Origin of the sequence: Pleomorphomonas oryzae DSM 16300 (assembly GCF_000422965.1) — a bacterium.
GTDB lineage: Bacteria > Pseudomonadota > Alphaproteobacteria > Rhizobiales > Pleomorphomonadaceae > Pleomorphomonas > Pleomorphomonas oryzae.
The window spans coordinates 35,528-56,061 of sequence record NZ_AUHB01000001.1 but is presented as its reverse complement, the minus strand read 5'-3'; the positions used below and the strand labels follow the sequence as shown (position 1 = coordinate 56,061).

The following is a 20,534-nucleotide window of genomic DNA, read 5'->3' as shown; positions in this document are numbered from 1 at the left end:
AATGCTTCCGACGGTTAGCCGTAGCGGCGCTGTCCCGGCCGTTTCGTTCGCCCGTGCGCGCCTTCGACGATGGGCGGCATCACTTCCATGACGCGCGACGGCGGGAAGGTGATGGTCACTTCGGTGCCCTCGCGCAGCTTCGACTGCAGGTCGAGCGTTCCATCATGCATCTGCATCAGCGCCACGCAGATCGGCAGACCGAGGCCGGTGCCCTGTTCGGCCGTCTGGATGGCCAGCGAGCCCTGGCCGAAGGCCTGCAGCACGATGGGGATTTCGTTCTCGGGAATGCCGGGGCCGTTGTCGCGCACCGACACATACTGGCCGCCGCCGGCCGTCCAGCCGAGCTTGATGCGGATTTCGCCGCCGGGCTGGGTAAACTTTACCGCGTTGGAGAGCAGATTGAGAATGATCTGGCGCACCGCCCGCTCATCGGCCCAGATCTTCGGCAGGTCGGATTCGAACTGCTCGATGATCGTCAGGTTCTTGGCCTTGGCCTTGAGCTTCAGGAGGTGGTGGCATTCCTCGGCGAGGAAGGAGAGGGTGACCGCCTCCTCGTTGATCTGATAGCGGCCGGCTTCGATGCGCGACAGGTCGAGGATCTCATTGATCAGCTTGAGAAGATGCTGGCCCGACGTGTGGATGTCGACGGCATATCCCTTGTAGTGCTCATTGCCGACCGGCCCGAACACCTCGTTCATCATGATTTCGGAGAAGCCCAGGATGGCGTTGAGCGGCGTCCTGAGCTCGTGGCTCATGGTGGCGAGGAAGCGCGACTTGGCAAGGTTGGCCTCTTCGGCCCGGCGACGGCTGTCGTCGGAGATCACCTTGGCCTGTTCCAGCTCGACAATCAGCGCGTCCTTCTCGACGCGGAACTCCATCATCGTTAGCGTCGACTGATAGAGCCGATAGGCCAGCAGCACGAAGAAGATTTCCGCCAGCACCAGGAAGCTGGCCATCGAATAATCGACGAAGCCACGGCCCATGGCGAGTTTCAATGCGCCACCGAGGGCGATTGGCAGCGTGCTCAGCACCACGGCGCGCGGCAGATTGCTCGTCACCATCGCCAGCACGGCGATGGCGGTCAGAAGCGCGCCGAAGGCAAAGGTGCCGGTGCCGCCGAAGATGGCGCCCGGCAGGAAGAACAGCGCGGAGAAGACAAGGCCGAACAGCGCCTCGGCGATCAGGAACTGACGGCGCCAGTAGCGGAGATTCACCGTTCCCGCCGGCGTCTGGCTGAAACGCCGGGCGATGAGGCCGATCAGCATATGGGCGATGAACACGGCACCGGCCCAGATCGCAACATACTGATAGGTCATCCAGTAGGCGGCGATGCCGCCGAGCGCCAGGATGAGCAGGCTGACCGGCAGCCAGCTGGATAGGCGGTTGCGGGCATATTCCAGCAGGATTTCATAGTCGAAGGCTGGCCTTGTCCCGGAGTCCGAAGACAGGCGCTCGCGGACGTCCCGCACCGCACGCGTCACGTCGCGGCGGCGCATCGAGCGTTGCCTGTTCTGCTCGAGGCGGGCGGTCTGAGACTGGTCCGAGCCCAGGATCATTCTTTATGTCAACTTCCAGCCAGTGGTTGCGTCACACTAATGCCCGATTTTCCCTAACGGCCGGTTCGCTCGTATGGTTAACGACCGGTGTGCAGATATTGAGCAAGAAGGGCGTTTTCCGACGGCTCTTGACAAAATGGAGAAAAAATTTCTTATTCGTAGCTACATTGGCTTCTAAAATAGAAAGTCATTTCACTTTATTGGCGGATGCGCGATCATGCTGGACCGGCTGGACAAGAAAATTCTCTCGATCCTCCAGGAGGACGCCACCATTCCGGTGGCGGAGGTAGCCAAGCGCGTGGGGCTGTCGACGACACCTTGCTGGCGGCGCATCCAGAAGCTCGAGGAAGATGGGGTCGTTCTGCGCCGCGTGGCGTTGCTCGATCCCAAGTCGGTCAACACCAAGGTGACGGTGTTCGTCTCCATCGTCACCAACCAGCACTCGGAAGAGTGGCTGCGCCGCTTTGCCGAGTTGATCCGCGAGTTCCCGGAAGTGGTCGAGTTCTACCGGATGAGCGGTCAGGTCGACTATCTCCTGCGCGTCGTCGTGCCGGACATCGAGGCCTATGACGCCTTCTACAAGCGGCTGATCGCCAAGATCGAGATTTCCGACGTCTCCTCGGCCTTCGCCATGGAGCAGATCAAGTACACCACGGCCCTGCCGCTCTCGTATATCCAGCTCGACAAGGACAAGCCCGTCTGAATATGGGTGGATTTAAAGATGAATGCCGGTTGGAGGTTTCCTCCGCCGGCCGGTTGGGCTATCCTTGCCACCTTCGCCGGCTCGGCTTTCGGGTGAGCGCAACCGCATGCAGCACGCTTCCAATCTGATTGATCCCTTCGGCCGGCGCGTCGACTATCTGCGTGTCTCGGTCACCGATCGCTGCGACTTCCGCTGCGTCTACTGCATGTCCAGCGACATGACGTTCCTGCCGCATGGCGACCTGTTGACGCTCGAAGAACTCGATCGGCTGTGCGGCGCCTTCATCCGGCGCGGCGTCCGCCGCATCCGCATCTCCGGTGGTGAGCCGCTGGTCCGGCGCGGCATCATGGCGCTGTTCCGGTCGCTCAAGACCTATCTCGATGACGGCAGCCTCGACGAGGTGACGCTGACCACCAACGGCTCGCAGCTGACCCGTTACGCCGACGAGCTTGCCGCCTGCGGCGTTCGCCGCATCAACGTGTCGCTCGACAGTCTCGACGCCGACAAGTTCAAGGCGATCACCCGCACCGGCAGCCTCGACAAGGTTCTGGCCGGTATCGACGCGGCGGTGCGCGCCGGCCTCAAGGTGAAGATCAACGCGGTGGCGCTCCGGGACGTCAACGAGTTCGAGCTTGGCGACATGCTGGCCTGGGCGCACGGGCGCGGCTTCGACATGACGCTGATCGAAACCATGCCGCTCGGCGAAATCGATGGCGACCGCCTCACCCAGTATCTGCCGCTGACCGAGGCGAGGGCGCAGCTTGCCCGCCGCTTCACGCTCGACGAAACCAATTACCGCACCGGTGGCCCGGCCCGCTACGTGACCGTTCGCGAGACGGGCGGCCGGCTCGGCTTCATCACGCCGATGACCCACAATTTCTGCGAAAGCTGCAACCGCGTGCGCGTCACCTGCACCGGCACCGTCTACATGTGCCTGGGGCAGGAGGATAAGGTTGATCTCCGCGCGCCGTTGCGTGCCTCCGAGGGCGACGACCTGCTCGACGCGGCAATCCTCAAGGCCATCGCCCACAAGCCGCGCGGCCACGACTTCGTCATCGACCGCACCGGCATTCCCTCGGTGAAGGGCCGGCACATGAACACGACGGGCGGGTAGGGGACGCACACTTGCGTCCCCCCTTTGGCTACATCACCCCTTGAGAGCTACGTCGGCCCAGTTGGACACGGCCCAGCGGGGATTGCTGGCGACGTTCTCGACGCTGTCGCGGGCCACCGTGATGAAGCCCCATTCGGCGACGTTGATCAGCGGCAGATCGGCGGCCACTTTCTTCTGGAACTCCTTGTAGAGCTCGGTGCGCGCGGCGCTATCCACCGTCTCCGCCGCCTTGTCGATCAGCGCGTCGAGCTCGGCGTTGGCGTAGCCGCCCTGGTTGGAGAAGGGTACGCCATCAGGCGTTCCCGAGCGGACCAGGATGGTGGTGGAGATGGCCGGGTCGCCACGGAACACCGGCGGCGCCACCGCCAGATCGAACGTGTGGTCGGTGTAGACGGCCTTCATGTGAGCGGCGGCGTCGTTGTTGACGATCACCGCGTCGATGCCGACGGCGGCCAGAGCCTGCCGGAGATAATCGCCGAACTGGCGCGTCTCGTTGAAATAAGGCGCTGGCAGCAGCTTGAGCTGGAAGCGGGTGCCATCGGCGCCGCGCTTATAGCCGGCCTCGTCGAGCAGCGCGTTGGCCTTGTCGACGCTGAACTCGTAGGTCGGCACGTCGGCCGTGTAGAACTCCGGCGCGTTCTTCGGCACCGGACCGGTGGCGCTGGCCGCGTAGCCGAGGAACACCGTCTTGACCACGAAGTCTTTGTCGATGGCATGGGCGATGGCCTGCCGCACCTTGAGATCGCTGAGTTCCTTGCGGCGATGGTTGATCTCGACGACGAGCTGATAGGTCAGCGCCTCGTAGCCTTTGGAGATTACCTTGATGCCCGGCACCTTGGAGATGCGGTCGAGGTCGGCGAGCGGCACGGCCGAGAAGGCGGCGAGGTGCACTTCCTCCGCCTCTAGCGCCGCGCCGGCGCCGGCCCGGTCAGGCAGCACGCGGAAGACGATCTCGTCCACCTTCGGCTCGCCCTTTTCCCAGTAATTCTCGTTCTTCGAGAGAAGGTAATATTCGCCGGGCTTGTACTCGGTGAACTTGAACGGACCCGTGCCGATCAGCTTGTCGATGGCCGGCGCCGCCTTGAGGTCGGTGCCCTCGAACACATGCTTCGGCAGCACGGCGGTGACGACCGGCAGCGCGTTGCGGATCAGCTGGACCGGTGTCGGCTTGCTGAACTTGAAGACGGCGGTGTGCTCATCCGGCGTATCGACCGCGGTGAGGTTGGCGAATATCGAGCGGCCCAAATTCTGCAGCGGCTTCCACACCTCCAGCGCCGAGAAGGCGACGTCTTCAGAGGTGAACGGCTTGCCATCATGCCAGACGACACCCTCGCGCAGCTTGAAGGTGATGGAGAGGCCATCGTCAGCCCCCTGCCAGGACAGCGCGAGTCGCGGCGCAAGTCCGTTCTCGCCGTCGTAGGACGCTTCGGCCAGCGGCTCGATCACCTTGCTCGACAGGAAGAACACGCCGTTCGATGCGACGACGGCCGGATTGAGGTTCTTCGGCTCGCTGTCGGCGGCCACCACGAGGCGCGTCTTGTCCTGCGCCAACAGGCGGGTGGTGGACAGCGCGGTCGAGGCGGCGAGAACGAGGGAGGCCTTGATGAGGCCACGGCGGGACAGAACGGCAAAGGTCATGGTGGGCTCCGGCGAAAGCTTCGGCGATCGGACCGTCGCGGATGCGATCGTGGTGACACTGTCGATCCGCCGGGCCGGATGTTACAGGGATGAATTTGCGGACGGCAACGGTCCGGAGAACTATTTTTCGTGCCGAGCCGCCTGTTGGCGCTATTCCCCGCCGAGACGATGAAAATCGCCGCTAGCGACGCGAAATCATTCCCATTCACTGACCTGCCGCTGCGCAAACATTCGGCTTTCGCAGCCGGCGCCATCCCTCTACACCTGGAGCATCCAACGGGGCCTTTCATGCAGCCGCACGACTTCTGGCAGACGATCCATCCCGCCGGCACCCATGGCGACACCGGCCCGTTCGCCGAGGCCTATCCGGCCCGCCTTGCCGATGGCCGGCAGCTGCTGCTGCCCATTCGGACGCTGACCGATGGCCGGCATGGGCTTGCCTCGCTGATCGTCAACCAGGCCAGTTTCTCGGTTCTCTCGGCACTGGCAGACGACCTTGCCGACCGGCTGCGCCCCTTTGCGCCCGACGTCGTGGTTGGATTGCCGACGCTGGGGCTGACGTTGGCCGCGGCCGTCGCCGAGCGGCTGGGTCATACGCGGTATGTCCCCTGCGGCACATCGCGCAAATTCTGGTATGTCGAGGAATTATCGGTGCCGATGAGCTCGGTCACCACCCATCATGTCAAACGCCTCTATATCGACCCGCGCATGCTACCTCTCCTCGAGGGACGCAAGGTTGCGCTGATCGACGACGTGATATCCTCGGGCAGCTCCATTGTCGCCGGCCTGCGCCTGATGGCGGCCATCGGTGTCGAGCCGGTGGTGACCGGCGCCGCCATGCTCCAGACCGACCGCTGGCGGCCGGCGCTTGCCGAACTCTCGCCGGTATGGCCCGAGCGGGTCGTCGGCTCCCTGTCGACGCCCTTCCTGGAACGAAGCAGCGGCGGCTGGATTATCTCGGCCTAACCGGACAGCACCGCCTTGAGGCTCTCCACCGTGTCGCCCGTTGGCTGATATTCGAGGCCGATGCAGCCGGTGTAGCCGTTGGCTTCCAGCCAGGCGACGCAGGCCCGCCAGTCGAGGCCGCCGCTGCCGGGTTCGTGACGACCGGGCACATCTGCCAGGTGGCAGTGGACGACCCGGTCGAGCCGATTGGCCAGCACCTTGGCGATGTCCTCGCCCATCACGGCGGAATGATAGAGGCTGTAAAGCAGCCGGATCTCCGGCCGACCGATCTCGTCAATGATATCGAGCCCTTCCGTCGTCGAGGAAAGGAAGCAACCTGGATGATCGACGAGGCTGTTGAGAGGCTCCAGGGCGAGCACCAGGCCCGACTCCTCGAGCACGCCCGCCGCCTCGGACAGTCCCTCGACGAGCGCCGCGCGCAGCTCGGTGCGTTCGCGTCCGGGAATGTCGGGCCCTGCCTCGGCGATCAGCGTCGTCGCGCCGAGCTTGCGGGCGATGTCGATCGCCTGCCGCAGTTCTTCCATGTATTCGCCGTGATAGGCGATCTCGGTGAGCGGCGCTGGCTGCTCCGACTGTTCGACGGCAAGTGCCACGAGCGGCAAGCCTGTCTCATCAAGCGCCGCCTTGATGGCGTCGATCGGTCTGTCGCGCCATTGCCGTAGCTCGACACCGTGAAGACCGGCTTTCGCAGCAAGCCGGATGCGCTCGGCAATGCCCGGCGTCTCCTTGGCGAACAGCCATTCGATGCAGGCGATGGTGCGCATGAAGCTCCTCCTCCAAGGCGTCGGCGCCGGTGACAGAGCACCGCTGCATGACTTGAGATAGTGGGGTGCCCGAGCCGCCGCGGCAACCTTTGGCACCTGCTGACGGAACGAGACGGGTGTCTCATTGAATAAAAAATTGATGGCGTGGGGAATAAAATCGAACGGACGGTGTTGTTGTCTTTGGGAGCTGGAACACTCGCGCCTCCCAAGGAGGGTTTAGTGATGAACAAACTGATCGTTTCCGCACTGCTCGTCGGCTTTGCCGTCACCGTCGCCGCGCCGGCTTTCGCCGAAGATTATGCGTCGGGCGCCATCAAGACGATGGATACCGCCAAGGGCGGAATCCTGACCGACGCCAAGGGCATGTCGCTTTATACCTTTGACAAGGATGCTGCCGGCGTCTCCAACTGCAATGGTGATTGCGCCAAGAAATGGCCGCCGGTGACGGCCGCGGCCGGCGCCAAGGCAGATGAGGATCTCTCGCTGGTGACCCGCAAGGACGGCTCGCAACAGTGGGCGTTCAAGGGCAAGCCGCTCTATCTCTGGCAGGGCGACAAGAAGCCGGGTGACATGACCGGCGACGGCATGGGCGGTGTCTGGCATCTCGCCAAGGAGTGATACCAAGACGCATTGAAAATGCTCTTGGTATTCCGCTCGCGGATTTCTCATGCAACTGATGCAAATGAGAAATTCGCAATGGTTCAATGAGCAGTTCCAGCAAAAGTGGGAACCGGTTTTGCGTCCGGAACTGCGGCTTAACAAGAAGCGGATGCGTCAGCATCTTCGCGAATTGGTGTAAGATCGGATCATGTCGAGCTTCCTGGACGATATCGAGACGCTGGTGCCGGCCTTGAGGCGTTATGCCAGGGCACTCACCCGCAATGCCGATCAAGCCGACGATCTCGTCCAGGATTGCCTCGAACGTGCCATTGCCAAGCAAAGCCTCTGGCGGCCGATCGGCCCGGTTCGCCCGTGGCTGTTCAAGATCATGATCAATCTCCACCGAAACGACCGGCGGAGGCGACGCAGCGCACCCGAGTACGAGGCGCTGGATGTCCTGCCGTTCGAGCCGGCGAGCCCGGCAACGCAGGGTGCGCGCCTGGCTTTGGCTGAAACGGCGGCGGCGCTCGACCGTCTGCCGGCCGAGCAGCGCGAGGCGTTGCTTCTCGTGGCGCTCGAAGGAATGAGCTATGCGGAGGCGGCCGGCGTTCTCGACATACCCACGGGAACGCTGATGTCGCGCATCGGCCGAGCCCGCGAGGCCCTTAGAACCATGGTGGACGGGACAGGTCCAAGATTGAGGTCGGTGAAATGAACGACAAAACCATCATCACCGAGGCTGACCTCAACGCCTATGTCGACGGTGAACTGCCGCCGGCAGAGCAGGCGGAGATAGAGGCCTATCTTGCCGACCATCCCGCCGACCGCGAGCGTGTCGCCGCGTGGCGCGACCAGGAAGCGACGCTGCGCGCCCTTTACGGCCATGTTGCCGAAGAAACGGCGCCGGCTCGTCTGTCGCCCCATCGAATTGCCATGGAGAGGCGGCGGAATTTCAGCCGAGCCGCCATGGCCATCGCCGCGTCCCTGGTACTCGTCCTGCTCGGCGGTACCGGCGGCTGGATCGGCCGAGGCCTCGTCACACCGGACGCCTCCCAGATGACGCTGGTCAGCGAGGCAGAGGCCGCGCACGCGCTTTACACGCCGGAGGTGTTGCACCCGGTGGAGGTGAACGGCGAGGACGGCGCTCACCTTACGAAATGGCTGTCCAAGCGGCTCGACCGCAGCCTGAGCATCCCAGACCTGTCGTCGGAAGGTTTCTCCCTGGTCGGCGGGCGGTTGTTGCCAGCCGCCGGCAGTGCCGCGGCGCTCTTGATGTATGAGAACCGCGACGGTGCCCGCGTCACCCTCTACGTCGTGCCGAAGTCGGGCCAGGAAACGGCCATGCATTTCAGCACCGGTGATGGGCTCACAGCGGTGTCCTGGCAGGCTGAAACGCTCGGCTGCGTGCTGGTCGGCAATCTGCCGCGCGAAACCCTGCTGAAACTCGCCAAGACCAGCTATGGCAGCCTTGATTCGGGTTCGAACGCCTGAGCGGCCCAGAGCCATTTCAGCAAAAGTGGGAACCGGCTTTGCGTCCTGACAAAGGGATAGAGCGGTTTCGGTGAACCTGTTTTCACCGGAAACGCTCCCGGCCCTCGCGATCCTAAAGCCTGGGCTGTTCGGTCCGTCTGCGGCTGCGCATCTCGCGCCAGGCTTCCATGCGGGGCGCAATGCCAAGCGCCACCGGCACCGCGATGATGAAGGTTAAGCCGACCACCCAGGGCACGTAGACCTGAGCCTGGTCGCTGAGCGGTGTTGCCATGACGGTGACCATGCCGATGCCGAACAGGACACCCTGCACGATCAAGTAGATCAGCAACGTGAGCATGATGCGAAGTCTCATCGCCATCTCCTTGAAAGTAGCCTGTACCTTCAACGCAGAGATGGCCCGCTTGGTTGCGCAGGAGGGCGAGAGCAGGCTGGACTAGAGGTTTTCCTTGATCAGCACTTCGATCCGGATCTTCTCCTGAGAGGCTAGGATCTCCCGCCGGTCCTTGCGGGCTCTGAGGATGCGGATGGCGCTGCGCACCAGATGGCCCGGGTCTTGGGTGATCAGCGCATCGACATGGTTGGCGCGCAGGGCAGCTTCCGTGAAGGGTGTGCGCTCATGGGCGATAATCACCGGCTTGTCCCTGGTGAAAACCTTGGTGACCACCTCCAAGGGAACCCGCGCCTCGGAACTCACGATGTAGACGCCCGCGATATGGGGCTGGCTCAAGAGGCTGTTGTGAATGACGCGCGTGGTGCGCTCGGCATCGCCATAGGTTTCCAGCGAGGGCAGCACCACGAGGTTCGGATAGTCGGTGTTGATGATCTCGTCAAAGCCCAGCCGCCGCTCCAGGCTGTCGCGGGCGAGCATCGTCTCGGCGATGACCAGGATCGCCCCTGCGGAGTGCTCCAGGAAACGCCCCATCAGCCTCCCTGCCGTGGCGCCCGCCGCGTGATTGTCGATGCCGACGAAGTCGTCGTGGTCGCTGGCGATCTGCCCGGCGATGAAGCTGACGGTGTCGATGCCCTTTTCGATCAGGCGCGCCTTGGCGTCGCGCACCTGGGGCGATTCCGGCGCCATGATGGCGATCCCATCCACCTGATCCAGGTCGAGCGAGCCGAGCACCTTGGCGATCTGGTGCGGATCGCTTTCGTGGATGTGCATGACATCGGCGTGAATCATCTCCGCCGCGAAGCTCTGGTTGGCCTCGTGGATGCGCGCGATCAGGCCGGCAAGAAACTCGTCGCCGGTGCGCGGCAGCAAAAACAGGAAGCGATAGCTTTTTCCGCGGGCCAGGTTGGCGGCAACGACATTGCGAATGAAGCCGAGTTTTTTGATGGCTTCATTCACCTTGAAGACGGTGTCCTCGCGGACGCCGGGCCGGTTGTTCAGAACCCGATCCACCGTCGCAAGGCTGACCCCCGCCTCAATCGCCAAATCCTTGGTTGTCGGTCGCATTCGGCCTCCCGCAGTGCGCACTTGTATCTTCTCATTGAAATTTCGCTCGAGCGCAACAGGCTTTGAGGTACGTACCTAAAAGTCTGATTGCCGTGAGGCACGTACCTCATATACGGTCAATCCCGTAAGTGTTGTAGCGAGGAGGCTGCTGCGCTTGCTAAGGGGAGGACCAACCAAATGAGCGTGAAACAGTTATTCAAGCGGGCCTTTCTTGCCGCGGTCGTCGCCCTCGGCTTCAGTGCCGGCGCAGCGCGCGCCACGGACCTGACGCTATGCTGGGCGGCCTGGGATCCGGCCAATGCGCTGGTGGAGCTCAGCAAGGAATATGAAGCCCAATCGGGCAACAAGATGCATTTCGAATTCGTGCCGTGGACCAGCTTTGCCGACCGCATGCTGAACGAGCTGAATTCGGGCGGCAAACTCTGCGATCTGATGATCGGCGACAGCCAGTGGATCGGCGGCGCCGCCGAGAATGGCCAGTACATCAAGCTCAACGACTTCTTCGACGCCAACAAGATCAAGATGGACGACTTCATCCCGGCGACGGTGGTGGGCTATTCCGAGTGGCCGAAGAACACGCCGAACTATTGGGCGCTTCCTGCCTTCGGCGACGTGGTCGGCTGGACCTATCGCAAGGATTGGTTCGCCCGTCCGGAGCTGCAGGCCGAGTTCAAGAAGAAGTACGGCCATGACCTTGCTCCGCCGACCACCTTCGACGAGCTGAAACAGATCGCCGAGTTCTTCCAGAACCGCGACATCGACGGCAAGAAGGTCTACGGCGCGTCGATCTATACCGAGCGCGGCTCGGAGGGCATCACCATGGGCGTGATGGATGTCCTCTATAGTTATGGCTTCAAATACGACAACCCGGACAAGCCCTACGACATGGAAGGCTTCGTGAACTCTGCCGATGCCGTCAAGGGGCTGGAGTTCTACAAGTCGCTCTACGATTGCTGCGTGCCGCCCGGATCGTCGAACGGCTACATGACCGAGGGTGTCGACGCCTTCAAGTCGGGCCAAGTGGCCCTGCAGATGAACTTCGCCTTCACCTGGCCGGGCTTCAACACCGATGCCAACGTGGGCGGTGACCGCACCGGCTATTTCGCCAACCCGGCCGGCCCGAAGGGTGACAAGTTCGCCCAACTGGGCGGGCAGGGCATTTCGGTTGTCGCCGCCTCGGACAAGAAGGACGCGGCGCTCACCTACATCAAGTGGTTTGCCCAGCCCAGCGTCCAGGCCAAGTGGTGGAAACTCGGCGGCTACTCGGCGCTGCGCGCCGTGGTGGAAGACCCCGGCTTTGCCAAGAGCCAGCCCTATGCCCAGACCTTCCTCGACAGCATGGCCATCGTGAAGGACTTCTGGGCCGAGCCGAGCTACGCGACACTGCTGCAATCCTCGCAGAAGTGGTTCCACGACTATGTCGTGGCCGGCCACGGCACCGCCAAGCAAGCCCTCGACGGACTGGTGGCCGATTGGCACGCCACCTTCGAGGAAGACGGCAAGTACTGACCAAGCTCATGCGGGCCGAAGGCTGTTCGCGCCTTCGGCTCGCCGCTCCAGGAAAGCAAAGCCATGTCCCTTAATCTCGCCCAACGCGTCGCGTCAGCCACGCCACCGAAGCTTGCGCGCCGGATCCGGGGCGTATCCGACCGGACGATCGCCTGGCTGTTCGTGACGCCGACCATTCTGCTGCTGCTGGCGGTGAATATTTTCCCGCTGATCTGGACGATCCGCCTGAGTCTCACGAACTTCCGCACCAACCGGCCGAACAACCCGGTCGAGTTCGTCGGTCTTGAGAACTACCGCAAGATCCTGACCAATCCGGACACCTGGGCATCCTTGCAGGCGACCGCCCACTTCCTGATCTGGACCATTGTCCTGCAGGTCGTGCTCGGCTTTTCGCTGGCCTATCTCATCAACAAGAAGTTCCGCGGCAACGATCTCTGGACCACGCTGATCGTGCTGCCGATGATGCTGTCGCCGGCTGTCGTCGGCAACTTCTGGACTTTCCTCTATCAGCCGCAGATCGGATTGTTCAATTACTTCATAGAGTTCTTTTCCGGTGTCGATCCCGCCAGCTTCTCGATGATCGGCGATGTCTCGCTGGCGCCTTGGACGATCGTCCTCGTCGACACCTGGATGTGGACGCCCTTCGTGATGCTGATCTGCCTGGCCGGTCTGCGGTCGATCCCGCCCAGCATCTATGAGGCGGCCGAATGCGATCGCGCCAGCAAGTGGCGGCAGTTCTGGACCATCACCCTGCCGATGGCGCTGCCCTTCCTGATGCTGGCGGTGCTGTTCCGGGGCATCGAGAACTTCAAGATGTTCGACCTCGTGGTGCAACTCACCGGCGGCGGCCCCGGCGCCACCACCCTGCTGACCTCGATCGACCTCAAGCGCGAAGCCTTCGAGAAATGGCGCACCGGCTTTGCCTCGGCCTACGCGGTGATCCTGTTCGTCACCGTCTTCGGTCTGGCCTCGATCTACGTGAAGGCGCTCAACAAGGTGAAAGACAGATGAGCTACTCCATCACCGAGCCGTCCAATCGCCAGAAGTGGTTCGCAGGGATCCTGGTTGTCGGCTACGCGCTGCTGACCTTGCTGCCGCTCGCCTGGATCATCGCCACCGGCTTCAAGACGCCGGCCGACGCCATCGCCTATCCGCCGAAGGTGATCTTCAGCCCGTCGCTCGAGGGCTACGTCAACCTGTTCACCTCGCGCAGCCGGGTGACGCCGGAAGACCTCGCCGCGCTGGGACCGCCGACCACTTGGTACGACGCCATCGTGCGGCAATACGACATGGTCATCAACGGTCCCTCGCGCTACGGCGAGCGGTTCATGAACTCGGTGATCATCGGCTTCGGCTCGACCTTCCTGTCGGTGTTCCTCGGCACGATCGCCGCCTATGCCTTCAGCCGCTTCAAGGTGCCGCTGAAGGACGACCTGCTGTTCTTCATCCTGTCGACCCGGATGATGCCGCCGATCGCCGTCGCCATCCCGATCTTCCTGATGTACCGGCAGCTGGGCTTGAGCGACACCCACCTCGGCATGATCCTGCTCTACACCGCCGTGAACCTGTCGCTGTCGGTCTGGCTCCTGAAGGGCTTCATCGACGAGATCCCCATCGAATACGAAGAAGCGGCGCTGATCGACGGCTACACGCGCTTCCAGGCCTTCTACAAGGTGGTGCTGCCGCAGGCCGCCACCGGCATCGCCTCCACGGCCATCTTCTGCCTGATCTTTTCCTGGAACGAATACGCCTTCGCGGTGCTCCTGACCTCGGGCACGGCGCAGACGGCGCCGCCCTTCATCCCCACCATCATCGGCTCGGGCGGCAAGGATTGGCCCGCCGTGGCCGCCGGCGCCACGCTGTTCCTGCTGCCGATCATGATCTTCACCATCCTGCTCCGCAAACACCTGTTGCGCGGCATCACCTTCGGAGCGGTCCGCAAATGAACGATTTCATCAACGGTCTCCTGCGCCTGCGCCGAGGCCCTTGGGAAATGGTCGCCACGGTGCTGATCGCCTTGGGCGTGGTCATGCTGATGCAGCCGATCGCGCTGGTGCTCTTCACCTATTCCTTTCTCGTCACGTTGATCGGAACGGTGATGTTCATCGTCGTCAGCCATTTTCCGGAGTAACCGATGGCACAGATCGTCATCAAGAACCTGCGTAAGGAATTTGGCGCCTTCACTGCCGTGCAGTCTTCCAGTTTTACCATTGAAGACGGCGAGTTCTTCATGCTGCTGGGACCGTCGGGCTGCGGAAAGACGACAACGCTCAGGATGATTGCCGGGCTGGAGCTGCCGACGGCCGGCGAGATTTACATCAACGGCACTGAGGTGAGCCAGAAACCGGCGTCAAAGCGCGATATCGCCTTCGTCTTCCAGATGTTCGCCCTCTACCCGCACATGAACGTGCGCAAGAACATCTCCTATCCCTTGGTCAGCCAGGGCATGCCAAGAGACCAGGTGCGGGCCAAGGTCGATGAGGTGGCCAAGATCCTGGGCATCACCGCCTTGCTCGACAAGCCTGTGGGCGGGCTGTCGGGCGGTGACAGGCAGCGCGTCGCGCTCGGGCGCGCCGTGGTGCGCGATCCCGCCTGCTTTCTGATGGACGAGCCGCTGGGCGCCCTCGACGCCGAGTTCCGTGAGCACATGGCGCAGGAGCTGCGCGCCCTTCACGACCGGATGCACGCCACCACGGTCTACGTGACGCATGACCAGCTCGAAGCGATGCAGATGGGCGACAAGATCGTGGTGATGAACCACGGCGTCGTCGAGCAGTTCGGCCGCCCGCAGGAGATCTACGACTGGCCGGCGACCACCTTCGTCGCCACCTTCATTGGCTCCCCGGCCATGAACCTGCTGCCCTTCGAGGGCATGGTGGGACATGGCGCGACGTCGGTGATGCTGGCCGGCACCGAGGTGCAGATCCCCAAGATGATCAGCGGCAGCGACGGCACGCTGGTTCTGGGCGTCAGGCCCGAACACGTGCATCTCGACGATGCCGCCGCCTATCGCGGGCGCATCATGGCGGTCGAATATCTCGGCACCACCCAGATCGTCACGCTGGATACGCCGCTCGGTCTGGTCAAGGCGCGCCTCAGCTCCAACAAGATGGTGACGGTTGGCGAAACCGTGGGGCTCCGGTTCGACGCCCGCTCGATCTCGCTGTTTGGATCCGATGGTCGCGCGCTGATCTCAACGGCCAATCATGGGGTATTGCACCATGGCTGAAGTCCTTTTGCAGAACGTCTCGAAATCCTTCGGACGGCAGACGGCCCTCGAGGACGTTTCCCTGACGGTGCCCGATGGCTCCTTCGTGGTGTTGCTGGGGCCGACCGGGGCGGGAAAGACGACGCTGCTGCGCATGGTGTCGGGGCTTGATACGCCCAATTCAGGCGAGGTGTTCATCGCCGGCCGTTCCATGCGCGGGTTGCCGCCGGCCGAGCGCAACGTGGCCATGGTGTTCCAGCAATACTCGCTCTATCCGCATCTGACGGTGCGCGAGAACATGGAGTTTCCGCTCAAGTCGCCCCTGCTCAGGACGCCCAAGGCTGAGATTGCCCGCAAGGTGGCCGAGGTGGCGGAGATCCTTCAGATCTCCCACAAGCTCGACAACAAGGCGACGGCCCTCTCAGGCGGCGAAATGCAGCGCGTGTCGATCGGCCGCGCCCTGGTTCGCAGTCCGTCGGTCTACCTGATGGACGAGCCGCTCTCCTCGCTGGATGCCAAGTTGCGCGCCGACCTGCGCATCGAGCTCAAGAACATCCAGGCCAATCTCGGCGCCACCTTTCTCTACGTCACCCACGACCAGATCGAGGCGATGACCATGGCGACCCATGTCGGCGTCCTCGATCATGGCCGGCTGGTGCAGTTCGGAACGCCACGCGAGATCTACGAACAGCCCGTCAGCATCTACGCCGCCGGACGCCTGGGGCAGCCGCATATCAACATCCTGCCGGCCGACCTGTTCGGCCCGGCACCGTCGGGCGCTGCCTACATCGGCATGCGGCCCGAGCAGATCCTTCAGGGCGAGGGACAGGACAGCCTGGTCAAGCGTGTCGAGCATCTCGGCGATCAGACGCGCCTGCATCTCGCGTTCAGGAACCACGACCTGACCACCGTCATCGATGCGCACACACCGCTGCGTGCCGGCGATATCGTCAAGATCCAGCCGCTGAAGCCATTCTATTTCGACGCCGCCGGCGCGCGCATCGTCTGAGGGGGGACCAACATGACGCAGTTCATGAACAAGCGTGAGAACATCGTCACCGAGGCGATCGAAGGGGCGGTGATGGCCTCGGGAGGGCGCCTCGTTAGGCTGGACGGCTTCCCGCATATCCGCGTGGTGATGCGGGCGGATTGGGACAAGAGCCGGGTCGCCATCGTCTCTGGCGGTGGCTCGGGGCACGAGCCGGCGCATGTCGGCTTCGTCGGGCCGGGCATGCTGACGGCCGCGGTTTGCGGCGACGTCTTCGCCTCGCCGTCCGTCGATGCGGTGCTGGCCGGAATTCTGGCCGTCACCGGACCTCAGGGCTGCCTCTTGGTGGTCAAGAACTACACCGGCGACCGGCTGAACTTCGGCCTCGCCGCCGAACGGGCGCGCGCCTTCGGCCTCAAGGTGAGCATGGTCATCGTCGACGACGACATTGCATTGCCCAATCTGCCACAATCGCGCGGATTGGCCGGCACGCTGTTCGTGCACAAGGTGGCCGGCGATCTCGCCGAGAAAGGCTGCGATCTGGCGACGGTCACCAGCGCCGCCGAAAGGATCATTGCTGGTACCCGGTCGATCGGCATGTCGCTCGACACCTGCACCGTGCCCGGTTCGGCCAAGGAAAGCCGCATTGCGCCCGGCAAGGCCGAACTGGGCCTCGGTATTCACGGCGAGCCGGGTGTCGAGCAGATCGACTTTCTCGGCGCCGAGCAGGCGATGGCGGCGATGATCGACAAGCTGGCGGCGCAAGCCGGCGACAGGGAGTATGTCGCTCTGCTCAACAATCTCGGCGGCGCCTCCGTGCTGGAAATGTCGGTGCTGGCCTACGAGTTGCTGCGCTCGGAGCTGGGCAGGAAGATCAGGTTCATCGTCGGGCCGGCCGCCATGATGACCTCGCTCGACATGCGCGGCGCCTCGGTGTCGATCTGTCCGCTGACGCCCGATGACGAGGCGTCGCTACTGAGCCCGGTTGCCATGTCCGCCTGGCCCGGCTGCCATCGGGTCAGCGCCCCCGCCGTCTTGGCCCTTCCCGATGGCCTGAGGCCGATTCTGCCGATTCCCTCGCAGCATCCGGCGACCCGCGACTTTCTCGTCAGGTGTTGCAACATCATGATCTCGCTGGAAGCCGAACTGAACGCGCTGGACGCAAAATCGGGAGACGGCGACACCGGGTCGACCCTTGCCGGCGCGGCGAGGGCTCTGTTGGGCGCTTTGGATCACCTGCCGCTTGCCGACCATACCCAGCTCTATCGGGCGATCGGGCTTGAGTTCAGCCAGACCATGGGCGGGTCGTCGGGCGTGCTGCTGGCGATCTTCTTCGCGGCGGCCGGCGACGCGGCCTCCAGCGGATTGCCCATGCGCGACGCGCTGATGGCCGGGCTGGCGCGCATGCAGGAAATCGGCGGGGCAAGGCTGGGCGACCGCACCATGATCGACGCCCTGCAGCCGGCGCTTTCAGCCCTGAAAGACGGCCTTGCCGCCGCGGCGACGGCGGCGCGAAAGGGCGCGGACCATACCGCGACGCTGAGTGTCGCCAAGGCCGGCCGCGCCGCCTATGTGAACGCCGAAAAGCTGGCCGGCCACGCCGACCCCGGCGCGGAGGCGGTGGCGCGATTGTTCGAGGCGCTGAGCGGGTAGCCACAACGGCGGTCGGTCTCGACTAATGGCAAAGGGGCGGGAATCGTGACGTTGGTTGCGTTCCTGCCCCCTCCGCACGCCTGCCAAACAGTCTGCATCCGGTAGCATCCGAGCGATCCATTCGATGGCGCAGAGCCGCAATTCACTGCGACAGCCAGCCGAGCGCGACATCTCCACCGCGAAACACGCCGCAGCGAAACCAGTGCTTATCAGGAGGCTATGCGTGGAAAAAGAGATGGTGGGAGAAGTAGGACTCGAACCTACGAAGGCTTAGCCAGCGGATTTACAGTCCGCCCCCTTTGCCACTCGGGACATTCTCCCATCCTGCTCCGCCGCTGCCCGAAGACGTCAGCTGAACGGGCGCTCTTATGGCGACCATGCCGGGCGCTGTCAACCCCACCGCCCGATTGTTTTGTCGACAACGCAATCGGCCTGAAGCGGTCGCCGATGGTCGGCCGGTCGGCCGGTGCATGAGCCCGAAGAAAAAGCCGCGCCACTGGCGCCGGACGGGCGTCGCGGCTATAAGCGCGGCATGTCTGACGAAACCTCTTCCCCCAAACGCCCCGGCAAACGTCCTGGGCGGCCGCAGGGCCGGCCCGCCGGTAAATTCGGCCCGCGCGAATTCCGCCCCCGCCCCAAGCGCGAGCGCGAGGCGGGCGAGGCGCTGTGGCTCTACGGCCTGCACACGGTGGAATTCGCGCTGAAGAATCCCCGCCGGGTCGCTCTGCGCCTGCTCGCCACCCGCAACGCCCAGGCCCGCCTTGCCGAGCGTTTTCCCGAGGGCAAGCTGCCGATCGCCGCCGAGGAGGCTTCTCCCTATTCTCTCGACCGGCTGCTTGGCTCCGAGGCCGTCCATCAGGGCTGCGCGCTGGAAGTCCAGCCGCTGAAGCCACTGACGACGGTGGACCTGTCCGGTGCCCGTCTCGTGCTGGCGCTCGACCAGGTGACCGATCCGCACAACGTCGGCGCCATCCTGCGGTCGGCAACGGCTTTCTCGGTCGATGCCGTGCTGACGACGACGCGTCACAGCGCCGCCGAATCCGGCGTGCTGGCCAAATCGGCCTCCGGCGCGCTCGACGTGGTGCCGGTGACCACGGTCCGCAATCTCGGCGACACGCTCGAGGAAATGAAGGCGGCCGGCTTCACGGTGGTGGGGCTCGATTCGGAGGCGCCGGAGGCGCTGGACGAAGCGCGCTTTGCCGCGCCGGTCTGTCTGGTGCTCGGTGCCGAGGGCAAGGGGCTGCGTCAGCGGACCCGCGACCTCTGCGATGTGCTCGCCCGCATCGACATGCCCGGCGAAATCAAGAGCCTCAACGTCTCCAACGCCGCCGTGCTGTCGCTCTACATGGTGCGCAAGGCAATTGCCGGCGCTTGACGATAGGACGCCTAAGAGGTGCACGGGCAGGGTTGCGCCTGACCGTGCCTTCGGTTATTCGGAAACCCGCGCCGGCGTAGCACAGCGGTAGTGCAGCGGTTTTGTAAACCGAAGGTCGGGAGTTCAATCCTCTCCGCCGGCACCATTCTCCTTTCGAGACACAAACAAACCCAAGATTTCGTTCCGATCCGTTGCGCCGCCATGCCGATGGATGCGGGCGCGGCGGGTATAAAGCTGTATTGGGCGTGGAGATGTGTGGCGTCACCATCGGTGTTCAGGCCGACGTGGGCTTCCACGGAGGCGAGCTGCTTGAGCTCCCACTCTGCAGGCAACTTTCCACGTGACAACGATAGCCGCGAACGGGTCGAAAAGAGCCAGTGAACTGTCGGCCGCGAGTAACGCTTAGTTGATCAAACGGCTCGCCGGACGAGCGGTCGCGCGATGACCGACCGGTCTGGTTGCGCTAAGGTGTACAAGGGCAATAATTTCAATGAGGCTACTATGCGTGTTGGCTTTGCTATCCTGGCCATCGCCGGGCTCGTTCTTGCTGCCTGTCAGACCGCTCCCGCCAACAATGGGTTTGGCCGGGTGATTTTTAAAGCTGGCGTTCGCGATCCCGAAACGCAGCGTGATTTTGATGCGTGCAAGATCGCTTCCATCAAAGAAATTCCTCAGAGTATCAATCCGCAAAACGGGCACGACGTGAACCAGGGACTGAGACACCGGTTCATAGATAAGTGCTTGCAAGGTAAGGGTTATTCGTTGCTCGTAAGACCGTACTGCACGGCTGGCCAAAAGAATCCGGAAGATTCTTACAAAAATGCAGATGCAATCAAATGCGCGGGGAGATCTTTTGACCGGTAATCAGCGGTCGGGAGTTCGATCCTTTCCAATGGAGTCATTGCCCTCCTGAGCGACAAGCAACTCAAAGCTTCTTTCCGATCCACTGCGCCATGCCGATGGAGGCAGGCGCGGTGGAGTCGAAGCCGTATTGGGCATAGAGGTGCCTAGCGTCGCCATCGGCGATCAGGCTAACGTAGGCTTCCGCCGGAGCGAGCTGTTTGAGCTCCTGCATCAGGTTTGACATGATCGCCTTGCCAAGGCCGCGCTTCTGGTGGGCTGGGTCCACGGCGATATCGACAATTTGGTAGCAGAGCCCATCGCCAACGGCGCGCCCCATGCCGACGACGGCCTCGCCCTGCCTGACCAGGACGCCGACAACCGTGTTGGGAAGACCGGCCGCTGCCGCCGTTGCGCTTCGGGGCGTGAGACCGGCAATTCGGCGAAGGCGACAATAGTCTTCAACGCCGGGCACCTCGACGCTCACCGCATATTCACCCATCATTTGGCTGTCTCCGCTGGCGGAGCAGACGATGGCTGCTTTCCAGGAGCCGCGCAACGGCATGGGACGGGCGGGCTCAAAGAGATTATTTTTCCTTGCCTTCCGGCGGCTCTAGGCATTTCAAATGGGCTGTTCCAGATGTCTGGCCTCTCGGCCAGAAAGCCGCCGGGA

Annotated in this window: 21 protein-coding genes and 2 tRNA genes; 16 read left to right on the top strand and 7 right to left on the bottom strand. The window is 63.3% G+C overall.

All coding sequences use genetic code 11. The features are described from left to right. Positions 1–14: 14 nt before the first annotated feature. Positions 15–1,556: an ATP-binding protein gene (locus tag G522_RS24875; RefSeq protein ID WP_051227928.1), complete on the bottom strand. Its 1,542-nt coding sequence runs from the start codon at positions 1,554–1,556 to the stop codon at positions 15–17. Between the two features lie 220 nt (positions 1,557–1,776). On the opposite strand from G522_RS24875, the gene G522_RS0100285 reads away from it, so the two are divergent. Further along, positions 1,777–2,259 (top strand): Lrp/AsnC family transcriptional regulator, encoded by a 483-nt coding sequence (locus G522_RS0100285; protein WP_210162875.1) that lies wholly within the window; start codon positions 1,777–1,779, stop codon positions 2,257–2,259. Positions 2,260–2,365: 106 nt separating this feature from the next. Further along, on the top strand, positions 2,366–3,373 hold the full coding sequence (gene moaA / locus G522_RS0100280) for a GTP 3',8-cyclase MoaA (protein WP_026789336.1): 1,008 nt from the start codon (positions 2,366–2,368) through the stop codon (positions 3,371–3,373). A 33-nt stretch (positions 3,374–3,406) separates the two neighbouring features. On the opposite strand, the gene G522_RS0100275 is transcribed toward moaA, so the two are convergent. After that, on the bottom strand, positions 3,407–5,011 hold the full coding sequence (locus tag G522_RS0100275; RefSeq protein ID WP_026789335.1) for an ABC transporter substrate-binding protein: 1,605 nt from the start codon (positions 5,009–5,011) through the stop codon (positions 3,407–3,409). Between the two features lie 288 nt (positions 5,012–5,299). Between G522_RS0100275 and G522_RS0100265 the strand changes: the two genes are divergently transcribed. Next, a complete protein-coding gene (locus tag G522_RS0100265; protein WP_051228184.1) occupies positions 5,300–5,977 on the top strand; it encodes a phosphoribosyltransferase in 678 nt (225 codons plus the stop codon). Here G522_RS0100265 and G522_RS0100260 read toward each other — a convergent pair. Next, the gene (locus G522_RS0100260; protein WP_026789333.1) at positions 5,974–6,741 is read right to left on the bottom strand and encodes a TIM barrel protein; all 768 of its coding nucleotides are present in this window, start codon (positions 6,739–6,741) and stop codon (positions 5,974–5,976) included. The two genes, G522_RS0100265 and G522_RS0100260, sit on opposite strands and share 4 nt — an antisense overlap. 222 nt (positions 6,742–6,963) lie before the next feature. Here G522_RS0100260 and G522_RS0100255 point away from each other — a divergent pair, with 222 nt between their 5' ends. The 3 genes from G522_RS0100255 (at position 6,964) to G522_RS0100240 (ending at position 8,832) form a co-directional block, all read left to right on the top strand. Beyond that, positions 6,964–7,359 (top strand): COG4315 family predicted lipoprotein, encoded by a 396-nt coding sequence (locus G522_RS0100255; RefSeq protein ID WP_026789332.1) that lies wholly within the window; start codon positions 6,964–6,966, stop codon positions 7,357–7,359. A 190-nt stretch (positions 7,360–7,549) separates the two neighbouring features. Beyond that, positions 7,550–8,056 (top strand): sigma-70 family RNA polymerase sigma factor, encoded by a 507-nt coding sequence (locus G522_RS0100245; RefSeq protein WP_026789331.1) that lies wholly within the window; start codon positions 7,550–7,552, stop codon positions 8,054–8,056. Further along, on the top strand, positions 8,053–8,832 hold the full coding sequence (locus tag G522_RS0100240) for an anti-sigma factor family protein (protein WP_026789330.1): 780 nt from the start codon (positions 8,053–8,055) through the stop codon (positions 8,830–8,832). Before G522_RS0100245 ends, G522_RS0100240 begins: the two co-directional genes overlap by 4 nt. A gap of 112 nt (positions 8,833–8,944) precedes the next feature. On the opposite strand, the gene G522_RS0100235 is transcribed toward G522_RS0100240, so the two are convergent. Both G522_RS0100235 and G522_RS0100230 read right to left on the bottom strand, forming a co-directional pair. Continuing rightward, complete coding sequence (locus G522_RS0100235) at positions 8,945–9,184, bottom strand: hypothetical protein (RefSeq protein ID WP_026789329.1); 240 nt, start codon at positions 9,182–9,184, stop codon at positions 8,945–8,947. Positions 9,185–9,265: 81 nt separating this feature from the next. After that, the gene (locus G522_RS0100230; protein WP_026789328.1) at positions 9,266–10,288 is read right to left on the bottom strand and encodes a LacI family DNA-binding transcriptional regulator; all 1,023 of its coding nucleotides are present in this window, start codon (positions 10,286–10,288) and stop codon (positions 9,266–9,268) included. 177 nt (positions 10,289–10,465) lie between these two features. Between G522_RS0100230 and G522_RS0100225 the strand changes: the two genes are divergently transcribed. From G522_RS0100225 to G522_RS0100195, 7 genes are all read left to right on the top strand, one after another. Continuing rightward, positions 10,466–11,797 carry an ABC transporter substrate-binding protein gene (locus G522_RS0100225; RefSeq protein WP_051227922.1) on the top strand — a complete coding sequence of 444 codons (1,332 nt, stop codon included), beginning with the start codon at positions 10,466–10,468 and terminating at the stop codon, positions 11,795–11,797. A 63-nt stretch (positions 11,798–11,860) separates the two neighbouring features. Then, positions 11,861–12,808 carry a carbohydrate ABC transporter permease gene (locus tag G522_RS0100220; RefSeq protein ID WP_026789326.1) on the top strand — a complete coding sequence of 316 codons (948 nt, stop codon included), beginning with the start codon at positions 11,861–11,863 and terminating at the stop codon, positions 12,806–12,808. Further along, entirely contained in the window at positions 12,805–13,743 is a 939-nt protein-coding gene (locus G522_RS0100215) for a carbohydrate ABC transporter permease (RefSeq protein ID WP_026789325.1), read from the top strand. Before G522_RS0100220 ends, G522_RS0100215 begins: the two co-directional genes overlap by 4 nt. Then, positions 13,740–13,928, top strand: coding sequence for a hypothetical protein (locus G522_RS0100210; protein WP_026789324.1), 189 nt, complete (start codon positions 13,740–13,742; stop codon positions 13,926–13,928). The genes G522_RS0100215 and G522_RS0100210 overlap by 4 nt, the downstream gene beginning before the upstream one ends. A 3-nt stretch (positions 13,929–13,931) precedes the next feature. After that, positions 13,932–15,026, top strand: coding sequence for an ABC transporter ATP-binding protein (locus tag G522_RS0100205; protein WP_026789323.1), 1,095 nt, complete (start codon positions 13,932–13,934; stop codon positions 15,024–15,026). After that, positions 15,019–16,014 carry an ABC transporter ATP-binding protein gene (locus G522_RS0100200; RefSeq protein ID WP_026789322.1) on the top strand — a complete coding sequence of 332 codons (996 nt, stop codon included), beginning with the start codon at positions 15,019–15,021 and terminating at the stop codon, positions 16,012–16,014. The genes G522_RS0100205 and G522_RS0100200 overlap by 8 nt, the downstream gene beginning before the upstream one ends. 12 nt (positions 16,015–16,026) lie before the next feature. After that, entirely contained in the window at positions 16,027–17,646 is a 1,620-nt protein-coding gene (locus G522_RS0100195; RefSeq protein ID WP_026789321.1) for a dihydroxyacetone kinase subunit DhaK, read from the top strand. A 236-nt stretch (positions 17,647–17,882) separates the two neighbouring features. On the opposite strand, the gene G522_RS0100190 is transcribed toward G522_RS0100195, so the two are convergent. Then, a tRNA-Tyr gene (locus tag G522_RS0100190) sits at positions 17,883–17,967 on the bottom strand. A 211-nt stretch (positions 17,968–18,178) separates the two neighbouring features. On the opposite strand from G522_RS0100190, the gene G522_RS0100185 reads away from it, so the two are divergent. The 3 genes from G522_RS0100185 (at position 18,179) to G522_RS0100175 (ending at position 19,885) form a co-directional block, all read left to right on the top strand. After that, positions 18,179–19,021, top strand: coding sequence for a TrmH family RNA methyltransferase (locus G522_RS0100185; protein WP_026789320.1), 843 nt, complete (start codon positions 18,179–18,181; stop codon positions 19,019–19,021). Between the two features lie 70 nt (positions 19,022–19,091). Next, a tRNA-Thr gene (locus G522_RS0100180) sits at positions 19,092–19,166 on the top strand. A 296-nt stretch (positions 19,167–19,462) separates the two neighbouring features. Then, the gene (locus tag G522_RS0100175; RefSeq protein ID WP_026789319.1) at positions 19,463–19,885 is read left to right on the top strand and encodes a hypothetical protein; all 423 of its coding nucleotides are present in this window, start codon (positions 19,463–19,465) and stop codon (positions 19,883–19,885) included. Between the two features lie 61 nt (positions 19,886–19,946). Here the strand turns inward: G522_RS0100175 and G522_RS0100170 are convergent, their stop codons facing one another. Further along, a complete protein-coding gene (locus tag G522_RS0100170) occupies positions 19,947–20,366 on the bottom strand; it encodes a GNAT family N-acetyltransferase (RefSeq protein ID WP_026789318.1) in 420 nt (139 codons plus the stop codon). Between the last annotated feature and the right edge of the window lie 168 nt (positions 20,367–20,534).

Bases quoted from the DNA above. Each gene is read 5' to 3' on its own strand.
- G522_RS0100230 (WP_026789328.1), bottom strand. From the start codon at position 10,288: ATGCGACCGACAACCAAGGATTTGGCGATTGAGGCGGGGGTCAGCCTT.
- G522_RS0100170 (WP_026789318.1), bottom strand. From the start codon at position 20,366: ATGATGGGTGAATATGCGGTGAGCGTCGAGGTGCCCGGCGTTGAAGAC.
- G522_RS0100220 (WP_026789326.1), top strand. From the start codon at position 11,861: ATGTCCCTTAATCTCGCCCAACGCGTCGCGTCAGCCACGCCACCGAAG.
- G522_RS0100210 (WP_026789324.1), top strand. From the start codon at position 13,740: ATGAACGATTTCATCAACGGTCTCCTGCGCCTGCGCCGAGGCCCTTGG.
- G522_RS0100225 (WP_051227922.1), top strand. From the start codon at position 10,466: ATGAGCGTGAAACAGTTATTCAAGCGGGCCTTTCTTGCCGCGGTCGTC.
- G522_RS24875 (WP_051227928.1), bottom strand. From the start codon at position 1,556: ATGATCCTGGGCTCGGACCAGTCTCAGACCGCCCGCCTCGAGCAGAAC.
- G522_RS0100185 (WP_026789320.1), top strand. From the start codon at position 18,179: ATGTCTGACGAAACCTCTTCCCCCAAACGCCCCGGCAAACGTCCTGGG.
- G522_RS0100265 (WP_051228184.1), top strand. From the start codon at position 5,300: ATGCAGCCGCACGACTTCTGGCAGACGATCCATCCCGCCGGCACCCAT.
- G522_RS0100240 (WP_026789330.1), top strand. From the start codon at position 8,053: ATGAACGACAAAACCATCATCACCGAGGCTGACCTCAACGCCTATGTC.
- G522_RS0100260 (WP_026789333.1), bottom strand. From the start codon at position 6,741: ATGCGCACCATCGCCTGCATCGAATGGCTGTTCGCCAAGGAGACGCCG.
- G522_RS0100245 (WP_026789331.1), top strand. From the start codon at position 7,550: ATGTCGAGCTTCCTGGACGATATCGAGACGCTGGTGCCGGCCTTGAGG.
- G522_RS0100175 (WP_026789319.1), top strand. From the start codon at position 19,463: ATGACCGACCGGTCTGGTTGCGCTAAGGTGTACAAGGGCAATAATTTC.
- G522_RS0100235 (WP_026789329.1), bottom strand. From the start codon at position 9,184: ATGAGACTTCGCATCATGCTCACGTTGCTGATCTACTTGATCGTGCAG.
- G522_RS0100255 (WP_026789332.1), top strand. From the start codon at position 6,964: ATGAACAAACTGATCGTTTCCGCACTGCTCGTCGGCTTTGCCGTCACC.
- G522_RS0100205 (WP_026789323.1), top strand. From the start codon at position 13,932: ATGGCACAGATCGTCATCAAGAACCTGCGTAAGGAATTTGGCGCCTTC.
- G522_RS0100200 (WP_026789322.1), top strand. From the start codon at position 15,019: ATGGCTGAAGTCCTTTTGCAGAACGTCTCGAAATCCTTCGGACGGCAG.
- G522_RS0100215 (WP_026789325.1), top strand. From the start codon at position 12,805: ATGAGCTACTCCATCACCGAGCCGTCCAATCGCCAGAAGTGGTTCGCA.
- moaA (WP_026789336.1), top strand. From the start codon at position 2,366: ATGCAGCACGCTTCCAATCTGATTGATCCCTTCGGCCGGCGCGTCGAC.
- G522_RS0100275 (WP_026789335.1), bottom strand. From the start codon at position 5,011: ATGACCTTTGCCGTTCTGTCCCGCCGTGGCCTCATCAAGGCCTCCCTC.
- G522_RS0100195 (WP_026789321.1), top strand. From the start codon at position 16,027: ATGACGCAGTTCATGAACAAGCGTGAGAACATCGTCACCGAGGCGATC.